Consider the following 17,824-nt stretch of genomic DNA (forward strand, 5'->3'; position numbering starts at 1 on the left):
CCTGCTCGGAGACCGCCCGTCCGGCAGGGGTGCGCCGGGGAGCGGTCACGGGTCACGTGGTGCGCGTCCGAAGCCTGACAGAATTGACCAGGGCATGTCACTAGGTCGCCCGGCGGGGCACTCCGGGAACCCCGGACACACGGACGCCCGGACCGGCCGGTGAGGGCCGGCCCGGGCGTCGTGTGCCGGGCGCTACCGGGGAATCAGACCAGGTCGAAACGGTCCGCGTTCGCGACCTTCGTCCAGGCGGCGACGAAGTCCCGCACGAACTTCTCCTTGGCGTCGTCGCTCGCGTAGACCTCCGCGACGGCGCGCAGCTCGGAGTTGGAGCCGAAGACCAGGTCGGCACGGGTGCCGGTCCACTTGACCGCGCCGGTGGCGAGGTCACGGCCCTCGAACGTGGTCTGGTCCTCGGAGGTCGACTTCCACTCCGTGCCGTAGTCGAGCAGGTTGACGAAGAAGTCGTTCGTCAGCACACCCGGGGTCTCGGTGAACACACCGTGCTTCGACTGGCCGTGGTTGGCGCCGAGCACGCGCAGCCCGCCGACCAGGACGGTCAGCTCGGGGGCGCTGAGGCCGAGCAGGTTGGCGCGGTCGAGGAGCAGGTACTCGGCCGGCAGGCGGTTGCCCTTGCCGAGGTAGTTGCGGAAGCCGTCGGCCGTCGGCTCCAGGGCCGCGAAGGACTCGGCGTCCGTGTGCTCCTCGGTGGCGTCGACCCGGCCCGGGGTGAAGGGCACCTCGATGTCGACACCGGCGTCCTTGGCGGCCTTCTCCACCGCGGCGGCACCGCCGAGGACGATCAGGTCGGCCAGGGAGACCTTCTTGGCGCCGGTGTTGAAGTCGCGCTGGACGCCCTCCAGGACGCGCAGCACCTGGGCGAGCTGGTCGGGGTCGTTGACCTCCCAGCCGCGCTGCGGCTCCAGGCGGATGCGGGCACCGTTGGCACCGCCGCGCTTGTCGCTGTTGCGGTACGTCGAGGCCGACGCCCAGGCGGTGGAGACCAGCTGCGAGACGGTCAGACCCGAGTCGAGGAGCTTCGCCTTGAGCGCGGTGACGTCGGCCGCGTCGATGGCCTCGCCCTCGGCCTCGGGCAGCGGGTCCTGCCACAGCAGGGTCTCCGCCGGGACCTCCGGGCCGAGGTACAGGGACTTCGGGCCCAGGTCACGGTGGGTCAGCTTGTACCAGGCGCGGGCGAACGCGTCCGCGAACTCCTCCGGGTTCTCGTGGAACCGGCGGGAGATGGGCTCGTAGATCGGGTCGAAGCGCAGCGACAGGTCGGTGGTGAGCATCGTGGGCAGACGCTTCTTCGACGGGTCATGGGCGTCCGGGATGATCGCCTCGGCGTCCTTGGCGACCCACTGCTTGGCGCCGGCCGGGGACTCGGTCAGCTCCCACTCGTAGCCGAAGAGGATGCCGAAGAAGTCGTTGCTCCACTGGGTGGGCTTGGTGGTCCAGGTGACCTCCAGGCCGCTGGTGATCGCGTCGCCGCCCTTGCCGGTGCCGTAGGTGGACTTCCAGCCCAGGCCCTGCTGCTCGATCGGCGCGCCCTCGGGCTCGGCGCCCACGTGATCGGCGGGGCCGGCGCCGTGCGTCTTGCCGAAGGTGTGGCCGCCGGCGATGAGGGCGACGGTCTCCTCGTCGTTCATCGCCATCCGGCGGAACGTCTCACGGATGTCGCGGGCCGCGGCGATCGGGTCCGGGTTGCCGTTGGGGCCCTCCGGGTTGACGTAGATCAGACCCATCTGGACGGCGCCGAGCGGGCTCTCCAGGTCACGGTCGCCGGTGTAGCGCTGGTCGTCGAGCCAGACCTTCTCGGGGCCCCAGTAGACGTCGTCCTCGGGCTCCCAGACGTCCTCGCGGCCGCCGCCGAAGCCGAAGGTCTTGAAGCCCATGGTCTCCAGCGCCACGTTGCCGGTGAGGACCATGAGGTCGGCCCAGGAGATGGACTGGCCGTACTTCTTCTTGACCGGCCACAGCAGACGGCGGGCCTTGTCCAGGTTGACGTTGTCCGGCCAGCTGTTGAGCGGGGCGAAGCGCTGCTGGCCGGCGCCGGCGCCGCCGCGGCCGTCGGAGATGCGGTAGGTGCCCGCGCTGTGCCACGCCATCCGGATCATCAGCGGGCCGTAGTTGCCGAAGTCGGCCGGCCACCAGTCCTGGGAGTTGGTCAGCACCTCGGCGATGTCCCGTTTGACGGCCGCGAGGTCGAGGGCCTGGAACGCCGCGGCGTAGTCGAAGCCCTTGTCCAGGGGGTTCACGACGTCGGTGTTCTTGGCGAGGATCTTCAGGTTGAGCCCCTCGGGCCACCACTGGCGATTGCCGCCGCCCTGGGTGGGGTGCGGGGCGCGGTCGTGCGCGACCGGGCACTTGCCCGCGGCGTTCTCCTGGGTCTCGGACATGGGGGAAATCCTTCCGGAAGGGGCGGATCGACGTACTCAGGAACTGACGGTTGAACAGGCGGGGCACAGGCCCCAGTAGATGACCTCGGCCTCGTCGATCGCGAAGCCGTGGTCGTCCGAAGCGGTCAGGCACGGCGCCTCGCCGACCGCGCAGTCCACGTCGGCGACGGCACCGCACGACCGGCACAGGACGTGGTGGTGGTTGTCGCCGACGCGTCCTTCGAACCGGGCCGGGCTGCCGGCCGGTTCGATGCGCCGTATGAGTCCGGCCGTGGTGAGCGCGTGCAGCGCGTCGTACACGGCTTGGAGCGATATGTGGCCCACCCTGTCGCGGACGCCCGAGGCGATGGCCTCGACGTCGAGGTGGTCGCCGTGCCGGACGGTCTCCAGCAGCGCGACGCGGGCGGCCGTCACCCGCAGGCCGGCACCGCGCAGTTCTTCGGCGGTCGTCGGGGGCTGGGATGCGGTCATGGCGACTACCTAACCTCAAAAACACGAATGATTCAAGAAAACAATCCACTCAAGTCTGGTGACGAACCGGCCAACGCCCGGCGCGCCGCCGCACCAGACCCGGCCATCGCCCGGCTTTGCCGACTCTTTACAACCCCGCCGGGGTGCGGGTCGTCTCTCCGCTCGATTCCGTCACACAGCCCGCGCCGACCGGTGCGGGCCCACGAAAGAGAGCGTCCTCATGCGCCGAACCGTCCTGAGCGCCACGGCCCTGGCCTGCACCGCCGTGCTGGGCACCACCGTGCCCGCGTTCGCCGCCGCCACCGCCCCGAGCCCGGTCGCCAGCGCCGTGCCGACCACCGCCCCCTCCCCCGTCCCGTCCGACGCGCGGTCCGCCGAGCCCACCCGGGCGGCGACCCCCGTGCCGACCCGTGACGCCCGTCACCTGCCGGCCCGTGGCTCACGTCAGGTCGCCGCGGTGCCGCAGGGCGCCCCCGACACCGGCGTGACGGAGTCCTCCTCCGGCTCCGGCTCCGACGGCGCGCTGATCGGCACGGGGGCGGGCGCCGTCGTGCTCGCCGCGGGCGCCGCGGTGTTCGTCGTCCGCCGCCGCCGGGCGACCGGGGCATGACCCCGCTCTCCAGGCGCGCCCTGCTCACCGCCGCGACGGCCTCGCTGCTGGCGGGCTGTGCGGGGCAGACGCCGCACCGGACGGCCACCGCGGTCTCCCGGCAGCGGCCGCCCGCGCCGTCGGCCACGGCCACCGGCTCCGCCGCCCCCGCCCCGCTCGGCCGTTCCGTACCGGTCCGGCTGCGGGTCCCGGCGATCGGGGTGGACACCCCGCTGCTGCGGCTGGGCCTGGCGGCCGACGGCACGGTGCAGGTGCCGCCGGTCACCGCGCACGACCGGGCGGGCTGGTACCGCTACTCCCCCACCCCGGGGCAGGTCGGCCCGTCGGTGATCCTCGGCCACGTCACGGTCGGCTCCTACGGGGACGGCGTCTTCCGCCGCCTCGCCGAGCTGCGCGGCGGCGAGCAGATCATGACGCGCCTGGAGAACGGCAGATCGGCGGTGTTCACGGTCCGCGAGGTACGGACCGTGGCGAAGGCGCACTTCCCGACGCGGGAGGTGTACGGGGACGTGGACCGCCCGGAGCTGCGGCTGATCACCTGCGGCGGTCAGCGCACCGGGAACGGCTATCTCGACAACGTGATCGTCTTCGCGGCCCTGACCCGCACGGCACCCTGAACCCGCCGGCACGGATGCGGGACCGGTGGAACGTTCGCCACCGGTCCCGCATCCTCCCCGGCGAGCCCCTTCGACCCTGGAGAACGTTGAAACGGTCCCGTGACACGACGGCCTCGGAGCTGTTCGCCGCCCTGTATCCGCGCCTGGCCGGCTGGTGCCGCCGCCTCGTCGACGACGACGAGACGGCACACGAGATCGCCTCGGAGGCGTTCACCCGGCTGTGGGCCCGGTGGACGAAGGTGGAGGAGCCCCGTGGTTTCCTCTACGTCACCGCGGCCAACCTCGTCCGGGACCACTGGCGCAAGCTGGAGCGCGAGCGGCGCACGGTGCGCCGCGTCGGCTCCGAGGCCGCGACCCGCCCGCACGCCGAGCAGGCGGACCCCTCGGTACGGCTGCTGGTGCAGTCGCTGCCGGAGCGGCTGCGGGTGCCGATCCTGCTGCACTACTACGCTGACATGCCGATCCGGGAGGTGTCCGAGCTGACCGGGCGCAAGGAAGGAACCGTCAAGGCCGATCTGCACGCGGCCCGAGAACTGCTCCGCGGCCACCTGAGGAGAAGCCTTGACCACACGCTTTGACGACGAGCCGGAGTTCGGCGGCCCGGACGATCCGCTCGCCGTCATCCTGCGGCCGCCTGCCGCCCACCTCGGGCCCCCGCCCGGCCGGTACCAGGAGATCCGGCGCGCCGCGGGCCGCCGCCGGCTGCTGCGTACGGCTGCCGGAGCCGGGTTGACCTGCGCCGTCGCCGCCTTCGTCGCCATGTCGCTGCATCTGGCGGCGCCCGCGGCGCCGACGACGCCCCGCGACCCGCTCGCGCCCCCGGCCGTCAGCCCGGCCGCCCCGCAGCGTCCGCGGACCTCTCCGACACCCGACGCCCCCCGGCCGAGCCCGAGCGTCGCGCCGACGCGCGGGGGCACCTCGCAGCAGCCCACGCCCGCCCGGCCGACGCGGGGCGCCGTCACGAGGTCACCCGCCTCCGGACGGTCCGCGACCCCGACGGCGGCCCGGACCGCCCCGTCCGACAGCCGCCCGAGCGCCGTCGCCACCCCGGGCCGCTCCTAGCGGCGTCAACCCGGCGGCAGGCGGGTCACACGTTCGTGCCCGGGGGTTTCGGCGCGTCGTCGGCGGCCCGAAGGCGCGGGTCACGGCGTCGCGGCGGGCGGCGCGGCGCCGTCCGCGGGCCCCTGGGCACGTCGGCCGCCCGGGTAGGGTCGCACCCGCCCGTCCGGCCGCTGCGGCCCGAATGGCCGAGGCCGTCCCTCGGCGTTGGTGTGATGTTTCGTACGTGACCGGAATGAACGGTGTGGAACGGGCAACGTTCCGTTTCATGCTCCACGCCCGAAACCTCCGGCAGGTGACTCGATGACGACGGCGACCAAGGCCTCCCCGACCGCTCCGGCCGCCGCGCCGCCGTCCCCCGCCCAGCCGTCCGCCCCGGCTCCACCGCTGCCGTCCCTCACCGGGCTGAGGTGGATGGCCGCGCTGCTGGTCTTCGGGCTGCACGTGCACAACTTCCGCTATTTCGGGGGCACCGGCGGCCGTCTGATGTCCTGGGGTTTCGAGGCGGGCGCGTCGGGGGTGTCGTTCTTCTTCATCCTGTCCGGGTTCGTACTGATGTGGTCCGCGCGGCCGGGGGACCGGGCGCCGCGCTTCTGGTGGCGGCGGGTCGCCCGGATCTACCCCGTGCACCTGGTCACCGTCGTCCTCGCGCTGGTCATGGCGTTCACGCTGCCCCGCCAGCCGCGCCCGACCCTCCCGCAGGGTCTGGCCGACGTCTTCCTGGTGCACTCCTGGTGGCGTCCGTGGTGGCAGACGCTGGACCCGGTCAGCTGGTCACTGGCCTGCGAGGCCTTCTTCTACGCCGCCTTCCCGCTGCTGGCGCTGGTGCTGCGCCGGCTGGGCGGGCGGGGCGCGACGGTGCTGGCCGCGCTGTCCGTCCTCGCCGTGCTGGCGCTCGCCTGGACGGACGCGCACCACTGGTGGGACCAGCCGATCAGTTCCTTCCCCGCGGCCCGGCTGCCCGAGTTCGTGCTGGGTGCCGCCGTCGCCCGCCTGGTGCTGCTGGGCCGGTGGCGCGGCCCCGGCCTGGAGGCCTCGCTGGCGCTGGCCGTCATCGGCTACTTCCTGGTCCCCCAGGTCACCGACGACTACGCGGCCACCGCCTGCACCCTCATGGGCTTCGCCGTGCTCATCCCGGCGGCGGCCCAGGCCGACCTGCGCGGTCTGCCCTCGATGTGGCGCCGCCGCCGGCTGGTGCGGCTGGGCGAGTTGTCGTTCGCGTTCTACATGGTCCATCTGCTGGTGCTGCGGGCGGGCACCCACCTGCTCGGCGTCCGCCCGCGCCTCGACCTGCTCACCGGCACGGCCGCCGCCCTCGTCGCCTTCACCGTGTCGCTGGGCCTGTCCTGGCTCCTCTACGAGGGCGTGGAGGGCCCGGTGCGACGGCTGCTGCTGCGGCTCCCGGCACGGCGGAGGGCGACGGCCTGACCGGTCACGGGAACGAGGTCACCTTGGACGGGGTGGTGCTGGTCCCCGAGGTGGGTGATCCGGTGGTGTTGACGACGTGCGCGTACTGGCCCATGCCGCCGAGGGAGATCACCAGCAGGTCGTGCATCCTGATCCCCGGACCGGTCGGCACCTGGAAGCCGTTGGACTGGACGATCGTGGGATCGGCCGTGTAGTTGCAGTAGCTGCCCAGGCCCCAGGCCTCGTGCGTGCCCACGGTGTCGGCGACCTTGTAGGCCGCGTAGCCGACCACGCCGTCGTGGGTGACGGCGGCGGCGTTCGGGGCGTCGTACGCCTTCTCGTTCTGGAAGAAGATCGTGCGGCCGCGTTCGCCGTTCCAGTAGACGTCGTACTTGTTGAAGTGCTCGACGAACAGGCCGGTGGCGAGGACGTCGTTGCCGTTGACGCGCAGGCCGTAGTCGGCCCGGTTGGTGGTCCAGCCGACTCCGCTGCCGTGGTCGGCGCGCCAGAGCCAGGTGTGGTCGATGATCACGTTGTTGCTGTTGACCACGACGGAGTTGGTGGCGAGGCCGGGTCCGGCGCCGCCGATGCGGACGAACACGTCCTGCATGGACGTGGGGTCGGCGGAGTGGTCGGCGGTGGAGCCGGGGGTGCCGATCCGCAGCAGGGTGTCGGAGTTGACCGGGCCCGCGTCGATGAGGAACCCGGCGAGCCGTACCCCGTCGACGTCGGCGACGTGCAGGGCGTCGACGCCGTTGTCGGGGACGAGGGTGGCGAGACCGAGGCCGAGGACGACGGTGTCGGCCCGGGTGACGTCGATGGTCCGGTCGAGGTGGTAGACGCCGGGCGTGAAGAGGAGGTTGAGGCCCTGGGCGAGGGCCTGGTTGATGGTGGCGGCGGTGGCGCCGGGCTTGACGACGTAGAACCGGTCCAGGGGGAGGGAGGTGCCCGCGTTCGCCGGCCAGGAGACGCCCCGTGCGTTGGTGCGCTTCGCGGGGACGAAGACCTTGTAGGCGCCGCCGTCCAGGTACAGGAACGGCTTCTCCCGCGAGGCGGGGGTGGTGTCCAGCGTGGTGTACGGACCGGAGTCGAAGTTGCCGGCCGGGGCGCCCTGGACGCCGGAGAAGGTCATGTTCCACACGCCGTTGGTCCAGCCGCCGACCGAGCTGTCCCGGGTGTACCACTGCTGCTGGGAGTACGGGCCGACGGTGCCGTCGATCTTCGAGTCGGCGATGTAGCCGCCGGAGGCCCAGCCGTAGCCGTTCGGCGCGAGGTTGAGGCCGCCCTTGACGTGGATGCGCCGGAAGGGGGCCGCCTGAGCCACGGCCCACCGGTCGGTGCCGCTCGACGGCGTGATGGCGAGGTTCTCCGCCGAACGCCAGAAGTTCTGCGTGGCGTTGCCGTTGAACCAGCCGGCGTCGACCGTGACGTCACCGTTGATCTGGGTGTCGTCGGGGTTGAGGCCGAGGCCGGAGATCGAGGTGTAGAAGCCGATCTGGGCGTTGATGCCGTTGTAGGTGCCCGGCTTGAGCAGGAACTGGTAACGCCCGGTCCCGAACTGCGCCGACTCCTGCTGGGCGAAGACGGAGTCGAACTTCGCCTGGAGGTTCGGCGTGGACGGGTCGACGACGATGACGTTCGGGCCGAGGTCGCCGCCGCCCTGGACCGGGGGTGTGCCCGTGGTGGTGCCGTACACCTGGAACTCCCACAGGGAGTAGCCCCACTGGGTGGCGCGGTGCACGCCCTGCATGCGGACGTACCGGCCCTGTCCCGAGACGTCGAGGGTGTCGGTGCCGCCGTCCCCGCCGGTGACGGTGGCGAGGTCGGTCCAGTTGCTGCCGTCGGCGGAGATCTGGACCTTGTAGTCCTTGCCGTACGCGGCCTCCCAGTCGAGGACCACCCGGGTGACGTTCGCGGTGGCGCCCAGGTCCACCCGGAGCCACTGGTCGTCGGAGAACGCCGACGACCAGCGGGTGCCGAGGTCGCCGTCCACCGCGTTCCCCGCGGCGGTCGCGGCGTTCTCCTCGGCCGAGGCGGTGGCCGTCCTGCCCTGCGAGAGCGGGACGTCGGCGGCCCGCGCCGCCGGCGCGTGGGCGGTGGGCAGGGCGAGCAGTGCTGCCATGGCGGCGAGCACCACGCCCAGGGATCTCAGTCGTCTCATCAGCGGCTCCCTGTGGTGGGCACGGGGCACGCCTGCGAACCGGCGGACCCGCGTGCTTAGTTCAGGATTTGATTTAAGTGCTGAGACAAACGGGCGGCAAGTCTTCGGCAACAGAATTCTCGACGTCCGACCTCTGGCTGGGGACTCCTACCGGGCGGTATACAGACCCCCGACACACGCGTGCGGGCCGCCCGTCGGGACCGGTTCCGCGCGCGTCCCGGTTCCAGGGGGGATCCTCATGTCGTACAGCAGACCGTCGCAGGGTGCACAGGGTTCGGCGAGAAGGCGCCGGCGGCGGGCGGCCGTGGGCGCGGCGCTGGGCGGCTGCGCCCTGGTGGCCGCGTCCACGACACCGGCCGCGGCGCACGGCGGCGGCCACGGCGGTGACCGCGGTACGAGCTACGTGGCGCTCGGCGACTCCTACACCTCGGGGCCCCTCATCCCGACCCAGGTCGACGCGGACTGCGCCCGCTCCGACCACAACTACCCCTCCCTGGTGGCGGCGGCCCGCGAGGTCACCGCGTTCAAGGACGTGAGCTGTTCCGGCGCGACGACCGCGCAGATGTGGCAGACCCAGGGCACGAACGGGCCCCAGCTCGACGCCGTGCAGCGGGACACCGACCTGGTCACGGTCCAGATCGGCGGCAACGACATGGGGTTCGGCTCCATCATCGCCACCTGCGCGGGCCTCAGCTCCAAGGACCTCACCGGCGACCCCTGCCGGCAGTACTACACCGCCTCCGGCATCGACCAGCTGGTGCTGGCCGTCGCGCGGACCGCGCCCAAGGTCGACAAGGTGCTGCGGGCCGTGCGCGCCCGGGCCCCGCACGCCCGGATCCTGGTCGTCGGCTACCCCGACCTGCTGCCCGACGACGGCAGCGGCTGCTACCCGACGGTGCCCTTCGCGGCCAAGGACTTCCCCTACCTGCGCGACACCGAGAAACGGCTCAACCTGGTGCTGCGCCTGGTCGCCGCCTGGAACGGCGCCCGGTACGTGGACACGTACGGCCCGACCGTCGGGCACGACATGTGCAAGGCTCCCGCCGACCGCTGGATCGAGCCGCTCCGGCCGGCGTCGCCCGCGGCCCCCGCGCACCCCAACGCCAAGGGCGAGGCGGTCATGGCCCAGGCCGTCCTGGACCGGCTGGAGAGGCGCTCCTAGCGGGCCTCCCACGGTCGCGGGCCGGGGAGGTGGCGGGCCGTGCCGGTCCGCCACCTCGCCGCCGTCCGGCCCCGTGGGAGGGACCTCGCGGCGGTTCGCGATAGGTTGACCTGCATGAGCGACAACGTTTATTTCGACATCTCGATCAACAACGAGCCGGCCGGCCGGATCGTGTTCCGCCTGTTCGACGACGTGGTGCCCGAGACGGCCCGCAACTTCCGCGAGCTCGCCACCGGCCAGCACGGCTTCGGCTACGCCGGTTCGGGCTTCCACCGGATCATCCCCCAGTTCATGCTCCAGGGCGGTGACTTCACCCGGGGCGACGGCACCGGCGGCAAGAGCATCTACGGCGAGAAGTTCAAGGACGAGAACTTCCAGCTCAAGCACGACCGTCCGTTCCTGCTGAGCATGGCCAACGCGGGCCCGAACACCAACGGTTCGCAGTTCTTCGTCACCACCGTCGTGACCGACTGGCTCGACGGCAAGCACGTGGTCTTCGGTGAGGTCGTCGAGGGCCAGGACCTGGTCACGAAGATCGAGGGCTACGGCACCCGCAGCGGAGCCCCCAAGGGCAAGGTCGAGATCACCGCGAGCGGCACCGTCTGACGGCAGGCCCGGGTACGCGACGGTGACCGGGCGCCCGCCCGGTCACCGTTCGTCCTTCGCGTCGTCCTGCGCGCGCCGCAACCGCTCCACCACCGGTGGCGCCCGTCCGGCCGGGGTGTCGTGCGCGGTGAGGTGTTCCAGCGCCTGGGCCAGTTCCTCGCAGGCCTCCGCGACGGAGAGCCTGGTGTTGCGCTGCTCGGTGATCACGACCGACAGCAGCAGCGCGGTCAGGGCCATGGAACCGTTGAACAACTGGAGCTTGACCATCACCTCGACGGGGGACAGCCCGGCGAACGCGCCCACGCCGTCCGTGGCGGCGACGGTGGCCAGGACCGAGGTGAACAGGGCGCACAGCATGCTGCCTGCCAGCCGGAACCGCAGCGCGCCCCAGATCAGCACCGGGTAGGCGAGGAAGAGCGCGGCCAGCGAGCTGTGCGTGGCCACCGGGATCAGGACGACGGTGGCGACCGCGAGACCGAGGGCTTCCTTCCAGCGGCCGAGGCGCGGCGGCCGACGGGCTTCGAGGAGCAGCAGCAGGACCGGGGTGACGAGCAGGACGCCCATCGCGTCACCGACCCACCAGGCCAGCCAGCTCGGCCAGAAACTGCTCGCGGCGACCTTGCCGACGAGGAGCAGGGAGACCATGCCGACGACGGAGCTGACCAGCATGGCGGTGAGCGCCCCGAGGAACACCAGGGCGACGCCGTCCCGCAGTCGGCTCAGGTCGGTGCGGAAACCGGCCCGGCGCAGCAGCAGGCAGGCACAGACCGGGCCGCCCGTGTTGCCGATGAGGATGCCGACGGTGTCGGGCCCCGGCGGGCCGAGCGACAGGACGAGCAGCAGCGCGCCGAGCGTGATGCCCGGCCAGCAGCCCAGGCCGAAGACCAGCAGGCAGGCGAGCGCCACGCCCGTCGCCGGGAAGACCGGGGTGAAGACGGCGCCCTCGACGGTGAGCCGGCGCAGCAGACCGAGCCGGGCCGACCCGTAGTAGCAGGCGGCCACGGCCAGCGTCCGCAGGACGAGGACGGCCGGTCGGCGCAGTACGCGGAATGCCACCACAGCAGCCATCACACACCGCGGCGGCCGGGTCGGCGAGGCGAGGGCCGTCCGCGGGCCGTCGCTCCCGGTCCTACGGCGTGTAGTCGAGGCCGTCGTGGCCCACGACCAGGACGGCCGCGTCGTCCTCGTGGCCGACCTGTTCCGCGCCCTTGATCACGGCGGCGGCCAGGGACCGCGCGTCCAGACGGGCGACGGCGGCGACACCGGCCAGGCGCACCACCTGGTCCAGGCCCTCCTCGATGTTCATCGCCGGCCCTTCCACCACACCGTCCGTGAGCAGCACGAACATCCCGCCGGTGGTGAGCCGGAACCGGGAGACCGGGTACGCGACGCCCGGGTCGATCCCCAGGGGCGGTCCGCCCTCGTCCTCGCCGATCCCGGACTTGCCGTCGGCGGTGGCCCAGACGAAGGGGATGTGCCCGGCCCGGGCGCTCTCCAGCAGCCCGGTCGCCGGGTCGAGCCGCATGAAGATGCAGGTGGCGAAGAGGTCGCTGCCCAGGGACAGCAGCAGGTCGTTGGTGCGGGCGAGCAGCTCGCCCGGCTCCCCGGTCACCGAGGCGAGCGCCCGCAGACCCGCCCTGACCTGGCCCATGAAGGCGGCGGCCTCGATGTTGTGGCCCTGGACGTCGCCTATCGACAGCCCGATACGGCCGTCGGGCAGGGTGAAGGCGTCGTACCAGTCACCGCCCACGTTGAGTCCGTAGCAGGCGGGCGCGTAGCGGACGGCCACGTGGACGCGCGGGGTGTCGGGCAGTTCCCGGGGCAGCATGCCGCGCTGCAGGGCCACGGCCAGTTCGACCTGCGAGCGCTGGTACTCGGCCCGCTCGCGCGCCTGGGCGGTGAGCGACCTGAGTCTGACCAGGAGCTCGTCGTCGTCCGTCGAGCGGTTGCGGGGCATGGATCACTCCGGCCCAGGCGGCACCCCTTACAGGGCATACCGCCTAATTTTCGCCTTTACAGGATCATAGTGCGCATGCCGGACGAGTGAGCGCGCCCGGACCGCCGGGCCGTGGCCGGGGCGGCGTGCTCATTCCCGGTGCAGGCCGTCGGGCCCGCGGGACGCCCGCAGGGTGCCGACCGTCCGGAGCAGCCGGTCCGCGGGGTCGCGCAGCCGCGGATGGGCGAGGACGGTGTTACGCAGACCGCGGACGGGGCGGCGCCACATCCGGTGCGCCGCGGCCACCGGGTGACCCCGGGTGGCGAACCCCTCCCCCACCCGCAGCTCACGGGTCTTCAGCCAGTCCTTGTACTCCTTGTCGCCCCGGCCCAGGTCGACGAGGGTGACACCACCGCGCGCCGCGGCCTCGGCGGTCCGCAGATGCATCATCAACCCGGGCGAGTAGTAGCGCAGTTCCGGGTCGTAGGCGGTGAACCAGGCGGCGAGCACGGTGGCCGACCGGGGACCGAAGTGCGCGGCCACCGGCCGGTCCCCGGCGTAGAGCACGGACAGCACCCCGGTGAAGTGCTCCTCGCGGACGTGGAAGAGGTGGTCCACCAGGTCGACGATCCAGGGGCGGGCGAAGCGGTCCATGCGCCCCGTCCGCCGGTACTGGGCGGACTTCCAGCGCATCAGCGTGCGCAGGGCCGCCGGGTCGCGCTCGTCGAACTCGAAGCGCAGCTCGCCGAGGTCGCGGCCGATCCGGCGCTCCTTCTTCAGCGTGGTCTTGGCCAGTCCCGGGTAGGTGGCGCGCAGCCACTCGGGGTATCCGCCGTCGCCGGGTTTGACGTCGATCACCGGGGAGGCGAAGGTCCCGGTGACATGCGGGGCGAAAGGTGTCTGCTCGCTGACCAGGTGGTCGAACTCGAAGATGGCCAGCCGGCAGGCGCTCAGCAGCGCCTGGGCGTCCCAGGTGACTCCGGGCCGGTGCACCAGTGCCTGGCAGTCGGAGAGCCCGAGGCCGACGGCGCGGCCGACACCGAGGGCGGTGCGCTCGTAGGGGAGGAACCCGACGGGTTCCCCGTCCTCGCGCAGGACCGCCACCCGCACGCCGGAACGGTGCTTGCCGACACCGATCGCGAACTCCGGCGCCAGAAAGGGATTGGCGTACTCCGGCGACTCGTCCATCGCGCGGTGCCAGGCCCGGCGCAGCGACTGGGTCAGCTCGCCGGGTCTGTGGATCGTGATGTCCACCTCGGACTGGCCTCTGGTTCTCATGACCGACCGCTCCCCCCATAACGCGTGTCGTCGCTCAAACGTCGCGAAACAGTACGCGCGCTGTCAAGAGTGCCACCCCCAGGGGGAGACGGAGGGCGAACACCTCATTTCGGTGGTGCCACGACCGGCCAACGCAAAGAAGTTGCATGGTCTAGTCCAATATGGGCTTTGGTCCAGTCCAATTCATTGACGTGGTCGCGTCACCTCTGGAAGCTGGGGCGACTCCCCCACCCCTGGAGGCAACCGATGAGAACCCTTCGCGCATGTCTGGGCGCGGCGGCGGCCGTCGCGCTCGCCGCCGCCGGCACCACCGCGCTCGTCACGACCGACGCCTCGGGCGCGACCACCGCGCTGAGCAACCGGTGGTACGCCGCCGCCCCCTACCTGATGCCGCTGGACAACGACCCGCCGGACCCGGCCGCCATCATGGACGCCACCGGCCTCAAGGCCTTCCAACTGGCGTTCGTCCTGGCCCCGAACGGCGGCGGGTGCTCGCCCACCTGGGGTGGCACCGCGGCGGTCTCGTCCGACACCGCGGTCCAGTCGGTCATCGACACCGTCCGCGCCAAGGGCGGTGACGTCTCGGTCTCGATCGGCGGCTACGGCGGCACGAAACTGGGCCAGACCTGCGCGGACGCCTCCGCCACGGCCGCGGCCTACCAACAGGTCGTCACCAAGTACGGGCTGCACGCGATCGACTTCGACCTGGAGGAGCCGGAGTACGAGAACACGGCCGCGATCAGGAACGAGATCGGCGCCGCGAAGATCCTCCAGCAGAACAACCCGGGCCTGTACGTCTCGGTCACCACGCCCGGCACCGCGGACGGCACCGGCTGGTTCGGCAAGCAGATGCTGCTGGAGGCGAAGTCCCAGGGGTTCACCCCGAACAACTTCTCCATCATGCCGTTCGACGGCGGGTTCAACGGGGCGGCGAGCCAGACCGCCGCGCTGACGAACTTCAACTCGATCCTGCAGTCCACCTTCGGCTGGGACCAGGCGACCGCCTACGCCCACGAGGGCTTCTCCGGCATGAACGGCCGTAGCGACAGCGGCGAGTACTTCAGCCAGGCCGACTTCCAGACCGTGCTCGACTACGCCACGAGCCACCACATGGACCGCTTCACCTTCTGGTCCCTCAACCGCGACCGCCAGTGCACCCCGGCCGACAACGGCGGCCGCACCTCCGGCACCTGCTCCAGCGTCGCGCAGAACTCCTGGGACTTCGCCAGGTACTCCGTGCAGTTCGCCGGTGTCACCCCGCCGACCACCACCCCCACCCCCACGCCCACCCCGACACCGACCCCCACCTCCTGCAAGACCGCCTGGAGCGCGACGGCGGTCTACGTGAAGGACGACGAGGCCTCGTACGGCGGCCACAACTGGAAGGCCAAGTGGTGGACCCAGAACGAGGTGCCCGGCGCCTCCGAGTGGGGCCCCTGGCTGGACGAGGGCGCCTGCTGAACCTCTTGACGAGGTTGGTCCGGACCTTTAGCTTCTCGGGTCATCGAAGGTTATGGATGCGGCCGGAGTTCACATGAGTGAACATGCTCCGGGCGCGTCCATCCGGCGGAAGGATCCCCCCACATGTCCCGTTCCCGGCTGCCCGCGGCTCCCGTCGCCGCGGGCCTGGCCCTCGCCCTGACCGTCCTGTTCGGCGGCAGCGCGCACGCGGCGAACCCGAAGGTCGCCCCCGGCGGCAACTTCGACCTGTCGACCTGGCAGCTCCAGGAGCCGGTCGGCTCCCCCGGCTCGCCGACCACCATCCCCTCGTCCCGGCTCCAGGGGGCGAACGGCTACCAGGACGCCTACTTCTACACCGACACCCGGGACGGCGCGATGACCTTCTGGGCGCCCGAGAAGGGGGTCACGACCCCGAACTCCAGCTATGCCCGCTCCGAACTGCGGGAGATGAACCGGGACGGCTCCGCCGCGAACTGGGCCCTGAGCGGCAGCCACCGGATGAGCGCGACCCTGCGGGTGGTCTCGGTGACCAAGAACGTCTGCGTGGGCCAGATCCACCTCGGCACCGGCGGCTCCTCCACCAAGCCGCTCATCGAGCTGTACTACCACTCCGACGGCGACATCGTGCTCGGCACCGAGAACTCCCCCGACGGCGGCCAGACCCCCCATACCGTCGGTCACGTGTCCCTCGGCAAGACCTGGACCTACACCATCGCGGTCTCCGGCGGCAACACCGTCGACCTGACCGTCAACGGCACCACCACCCACTACGCCATCCCGTCCTCCTTCACCCCGTACCGGCAGTACTTCAAGGCGGGCTCGTACAACCAGTCGTCCTCCGACAGCACCACGAACGGGGCCCGGGTCGCGTTCTACGGCCTGACCGTCGCCCACGGGTGAGCCCCGGCGCCCTTACGCCGCAAGTGGTACATCCGCAGTGACGGTCGTAGCGTCGAAGGGAGGCAACTACCGGCAACTACGGCGGTACGGGCGGGAGCGACCATGCGCAGACCAGTGCTGGGAACGGTGATCGGACTCGGGGCGGCCCTGCTGCTCACGGCGGGCATGACGACGGCCTCCGCGACGCCGCCGACGCCGGCCGCGCCGCGGGCGGCCCGGCATCCCGTGCTCGTCGACTGCCTGTGGCACCAGCGGTACCGGCCGACCGACTTCATCCTGGCCTGCGGGGACGGCAACAGCGTGCTCGCCGGTATGCACTGGGTCCGGTGGAACGACACCAGCGCGGTCGCGCAGGGCGTGAACTGGGTGAACGACTGCAAGCCGTACTGCGCGGCCGGCACCTTCCACCGCTACCCGGTGACGGTGCGGCTCGACCGCCCGACGGCGTGGAAGAAGCACCCGGACGTCCAGCAGTTCACGCGGCTGAGCCTGGCCTACTCCGGCGCGAGGCCGGAGGGATTCTCGCAGGTCATGACCATCCCCCTGTGGAACTGAGCGAAGCCGTCACCCGGCTGCGCGGCATGCGGGGCCAGGCCGTGCGCCGGGCGGGCGACGTCCCGGCCGGGGCTGACCTCGAACGCGGCCGGGGAGCCGTCATTTTGGTGTGACCGGTACGCCGGAGCCCTGCGCTCCCGTCGAAAGAGGTCACATGCCCCGATTCCCCCGCGCGGCCGTGGTCGCCCCCGCCGCGCTCGTGATCGGCCTGCTCGCGACGGCTCCGGCCGCGAGCGACGAGCCGCTGGTCTCGAACGCCCGTGTCGTCGCGCACTTCGACCTGGCCGCCGGCCAGACCCCCGAGAACGTCGTCGCCGAACGGGGCGGCTCGGTCGACGTGTCCTTCGCGTTCGCCCGGCAGGTCGCCAGGGTCACCCGGGAGCGCCGGGTACGCGTCCTCGCCACCCTGCCTGCCGAGCGCAGCCCCCGCACGCCCCTGCTGACCAGCGCCGTCACCCTCGGCCTGGCCCGCGCCCACGACGGCACGCTGTACGTCAACTACGCCACCGGCACCGACAGGACCGGCATCTGGCGCGTACCGGCCGGCGGCGGCACGCCCGAGCAGATCGCCGAACTGCCCTCGGACGGCCTGCCCAACGGTCTGGCCCTCGACGAGCGGCACGGTGTGCTCTACGCCGCCGACTCGGTGCTCGGCACCGTGTGGCGCGTCCCGCAGGCGGGCGGCGCCCCCACGGCGTGGGCCACGGGCAGCGCCCTGGCCCACCTGCCGGGTCCGGCCGGCGGCTTCGGTGCCAACGGCGTCAAGGTCCACAAGGACGCGGTCTGGGTGACCAACAGCGACCTGGGAACCCTGCTGCGCATCCCGGTGGGCGACGACGGCTCGGCCGGGCCCGTCGAGACGCGGGCGACGGGCCTCGCGGGCGTCGACGACTTCGTCTTCCCCGGGCACTCCGACCTCGTGCTCGCCGCGCTGAACCCCTCCAACGAGGTCGTCCAGGTCCGCCCGGACGGCACCCGCGCCACCGTCCTCACGGTGCAGGACGGCCTGTCCAACCCGACCTCGCTGGCGGTACGGGGCCGGGACGTGTACGTGGCCGGCGCCGCCTACTCCACCCAGCGCGACCCCAACCTGCTGAAGGCGAGACTGCGCGCCCACTTCGTGCGCTCGTGACGGGGGCGCGGGGGGGGGGGGGGGGCCGGCGGGGGGGCGGGGGGGGGGCCCCCCCCCCCCCCCCCCCGCGCCC

The 17,824-nt window shown here is 72.1% G+C and carries 18 protein-coding genes; 12 read left to right on the forward strand and 6 right to left on the reverse strand.

What is annotated here, in order from left to right:
* Positions 1 to 203: 203 nt before the first annotated feature.
* Both katG and AB0G52_RS22870 read right to left on the reverse strand, forming a co-directional pair.
* Positions 204 to 2,396, reverse strand: a complete 2,193-nt coding sequence (katG, locus tag AB0G52_RS22865; RefSeq protein ID WP_132890719.1) for a catalase/peroxidase HPI — start codon at positions 2,394 to 2,396, stop codon at positions 204 to 206.
* 36 nt (positions 2,397 to 2,432) lie between these two features.
* Positions 2,433 to 2,867, reverse strand: a complete 435-nt coding sequence (locus tag AB0G52_RS22870) for a Fur family transcriptional regulator (protein ID WP_358980775.1) — start codon at positions 2,865 to 2,867, stop codon at positions 2,433 to 2,435.
* 220 nt (positions 2,868 to 3,087) lie between these two features.
* Between AB0G52_RS22870 and AB0G52_RS22875 the strand changes: the two genes are divergently transcribed.
* The 5 genes from AB0G52_RS22875 to AB0G52_RS22895 all read left to right on the forward strand — a co-directional run bounded on the left by AB0G52_RS22875 (position 3,088) and on the right by AB0G52_RS22895 (position 6,581).
* Positions 3,088 to 3,477: a sortase-dependent protein gene (locus tag AB0G52_RS22875; RefSeq protein WP_361338199.1), complete on the forward strand. Its 390-nt coding sequence runs from the start codon at positions 3,088 to 3,090 to the stop codon at positions 3,475 to 3,477.
* Positions 3,474 to 4,094 carry a class F sortase gene (locus AB0G52_RS22880; RefSeq protein WP_132890716.1) on the forward strand — a complete coding sequence of 207 codons (621 nt, stop codon included), beginning with the start codon at positions 3,474 to 3,476 and terminating at the stop codon, positions 4,092 to 4,094. The genes AB0G52_RS22875 and AB0G52_RS22880 overlap by 4 nt, the downstream gene beginning before the upstream one ends.
* Before the next feature lie 86 nt (positions 4,095 to 4,180).
* Entirely contained in the window at positions 4,181 to 4,672 is a 492-nt protein-coding gene (locus tag AB0G52_RS22885) for an RNA polymerase sigma factor (protein ID WP_361338202.1), read from the forward strand.
* On the forward strand, positions 4,656 to 5,156 hold the full coding sequence (locus AB0G52_RS22890; RefSeq protein WP_361338203.1) for a hypothetical protein: 501 nt from the start codon (positions 4,656 to 4,658) through the stop codon (positions 5,154 to 5,156). Before AB0G52_RS22885 ends, AB0G52_RS22890 begins: the two co-directional genes overlap by 17 nt.
* 300 nt (positions 5,157 to 5,456) lie before the next feature.
* Positions 5,457 to 6,581, forward strand: a complete 1,125-nt coding sequence (locus AB0G52_RS22895) for an acyltransferase (protein WP_132890713.1) — start codon at positions 5,457 to 5,459, stop codon at positions 6,579 to 6,581.
* A gap of 4 nt (positions 6,582 to 6,585) precedes the next feature.
* On the opposite strand, the gene AB0G52_RS22900 is transcribed toward AB0G52_RS22895, so the two are convergent.
* Positions 6,586 to 8,721 carry a discoidin domain-containing protein gene (locus AB0G52_RS22900; RefSeq protein WP_132890712.1) on the reverse strand — a complete coding sequence of 712 codons (2,136 nt, stop codon included), beginning with the start codon at positions 8,719 to 8,721 and terminating at the stop codon, positions 6,586 to 6,588.
* Positions 8,722 to 8,959: 238 nt separating this feature from the next.
* Here AB0G52_RS22900 and AB0G52_RS22905 point away from each other — a divergent pair, with 238 nt between their 5' ends.
* Positions 8,960 to 9,883 carry an SGNH/GDSL hydrolase family protein gene (locus AB0G52_RS22905; RefSeq protein ID WP_132890711.1) on the forward strand — a complete coding sequence of 308 codons (924 nt, stop codon included), beginning with the start codon at positions 8,960 to 8,962 and terminating at the stop codon, positions 9,881 to 9,883.
* A gap of 114 nt (positions 9,884 to 9,997) precedes the next feature.
* Entirely contained in the window at positions 9,998 to 10,489 is a 492-nt protein-coding gene (locus tag AB0G52_RS22910; protein ID WP_132890710.1) for a peptidylprolyl isomerase, read from the forward strand.
* Between the two features lie 42 nt (positions 10,490 to 10,531).
* Here AB0G52_RS22910 and AB0G52_RS22915 read toward each other — a convergent pair whose 3' ends face one another.
* The 3 genes from AB0G52_RS22915 to AB0G52_RS22925 all read right to left on the reverse strand — a co-directional run bounded on the left by AB0G52_RS22915 (position 10,532) and on the right by AB0G52_RS22925 (position 13,703).
* On the reverse strand, positions 10,532 to 11,557 hold the full coding sequence (locus AB0G52_RS22915; protein WP_207921818.1) for an MASE1 domain-containing protein: 1,026 nt from the start codon (positions 11,555 to 11,557) through the stop codon (positions 10,532 to 10,534).
* Between the two features lie 61 nt (positions 11,558 to 11,618).
* The gene (locus AB0G52_RS22920) at positions 11,619 to 12,446 is read right to left on the reverse strand and encodes a PP2C family protein-serine/threonine phosphatase (protein ID WP_132890708.1); all 828 of its coding nucleotides are present in this window, start codon (positions 12,444 to 12,446) and stop codon (positions 11,619 to 11,621) included.
* A 129-nt stretch (positions 12,447 to 12,575) separates the two neighbouring features.
* The gene (locus AB0G52_RS22925) at positions 12,576 to 13,703 is read right to left on the reverse strand and encodes a GNAT family N-acetyltransferase (RefSeq protein ID WP_132890707.1); all 1,128 of its coding nucleotides are present in this window, start codon (positions 13,701 to 13,703) and stop codon (positions 12,576 to 12,578) included.
* A 246-nt stretch (positions 13,704 to 13,949) separates the two neighbouring features.
* Between AB0G52_RS22925 and AB0G52_RS22930 the strand changes: the two genes are divergently transcribed.
* The 5 genes from AB0G52_RS22930 (at position 13,950) to AB0G52_RS22950 (ending at position 17,751) form a co-directional block, all read left to right on the forward strand.
* Positions 13,950 to 15,164: a carbohydrate-binding protein gene (locus tag AB0G52_RS22930; protein WP_361338207.1), complete on the forward strand. Its 1,215-nt coding sequence runs from the start codon at positions 13,950 to 13,952 to the stop codon at positions 15,162 to 15,164.
* 123 nt (positions 15,165 to 15,287) lie between these two features.
* Positions 15,288 to 16,064 (forward strand): polysaccharide lyase family 7 protein, encoded by a 777-nt coding sequence (locus AB0G52_RS22935; protein ID WP_132890705.1) that lies wholly within the window; start codon positions 15,288 to 15,290, stop codon positions 16,062 to 16,064.
* Positions 16,065 to 16,166: 102 nt separating this feature from the next.
* Positions 16,167 to 16,619, forward strand: coding sequence for a hypothetical protein (locus AB0G52_RS22940; RefSeq protein WP_132890704.1), 453 nt, complete (start codon positions 16,167 to 16,169; stop codon positions 16,617 to 16,619).
* Positions 16,610 to 16,732 (forward strand): hypothetical protein, encoded by a 123-nt coding sequence (locus AB0G52_RS22945; RefSeq protein WP_361338210.1) that lies wholly within the window; start codon positions 16,610 to 16,612, stop codon positions 16,730 to 16,732. The genes AB0G52_RS22940 and AB0G52_RS22945 overlap by 10 nt, the downstream gene beginning before the upstream one ends.
* Before the next feature lie 41 nt (positions 16,733 to 16,773).
* The gene (locus AB0G52_RS22950) at positions 16,774 to 17,751 is read left to right on the forward strand and encodes a hypothetical protein (RefSeq protein WP_132890703.1); all 978 of its coding nucleotides are present in this window, start codon (positions 16,774 to 16,776) and stop codon (positions 17,749 to 17,751) included.
* Positions 17,752 to 17,824 lie beyond the last annotated feature (73 nt).

Origin of the sequence: Streptomyces sp. NPDC021562, from assembly GCF_040640875.1 — a bacterium.
GTDB lineage: Bacteria > Actinomycetota > Actinomycetes > Streptomycetales > Streptomycetaceae > Streptomyces.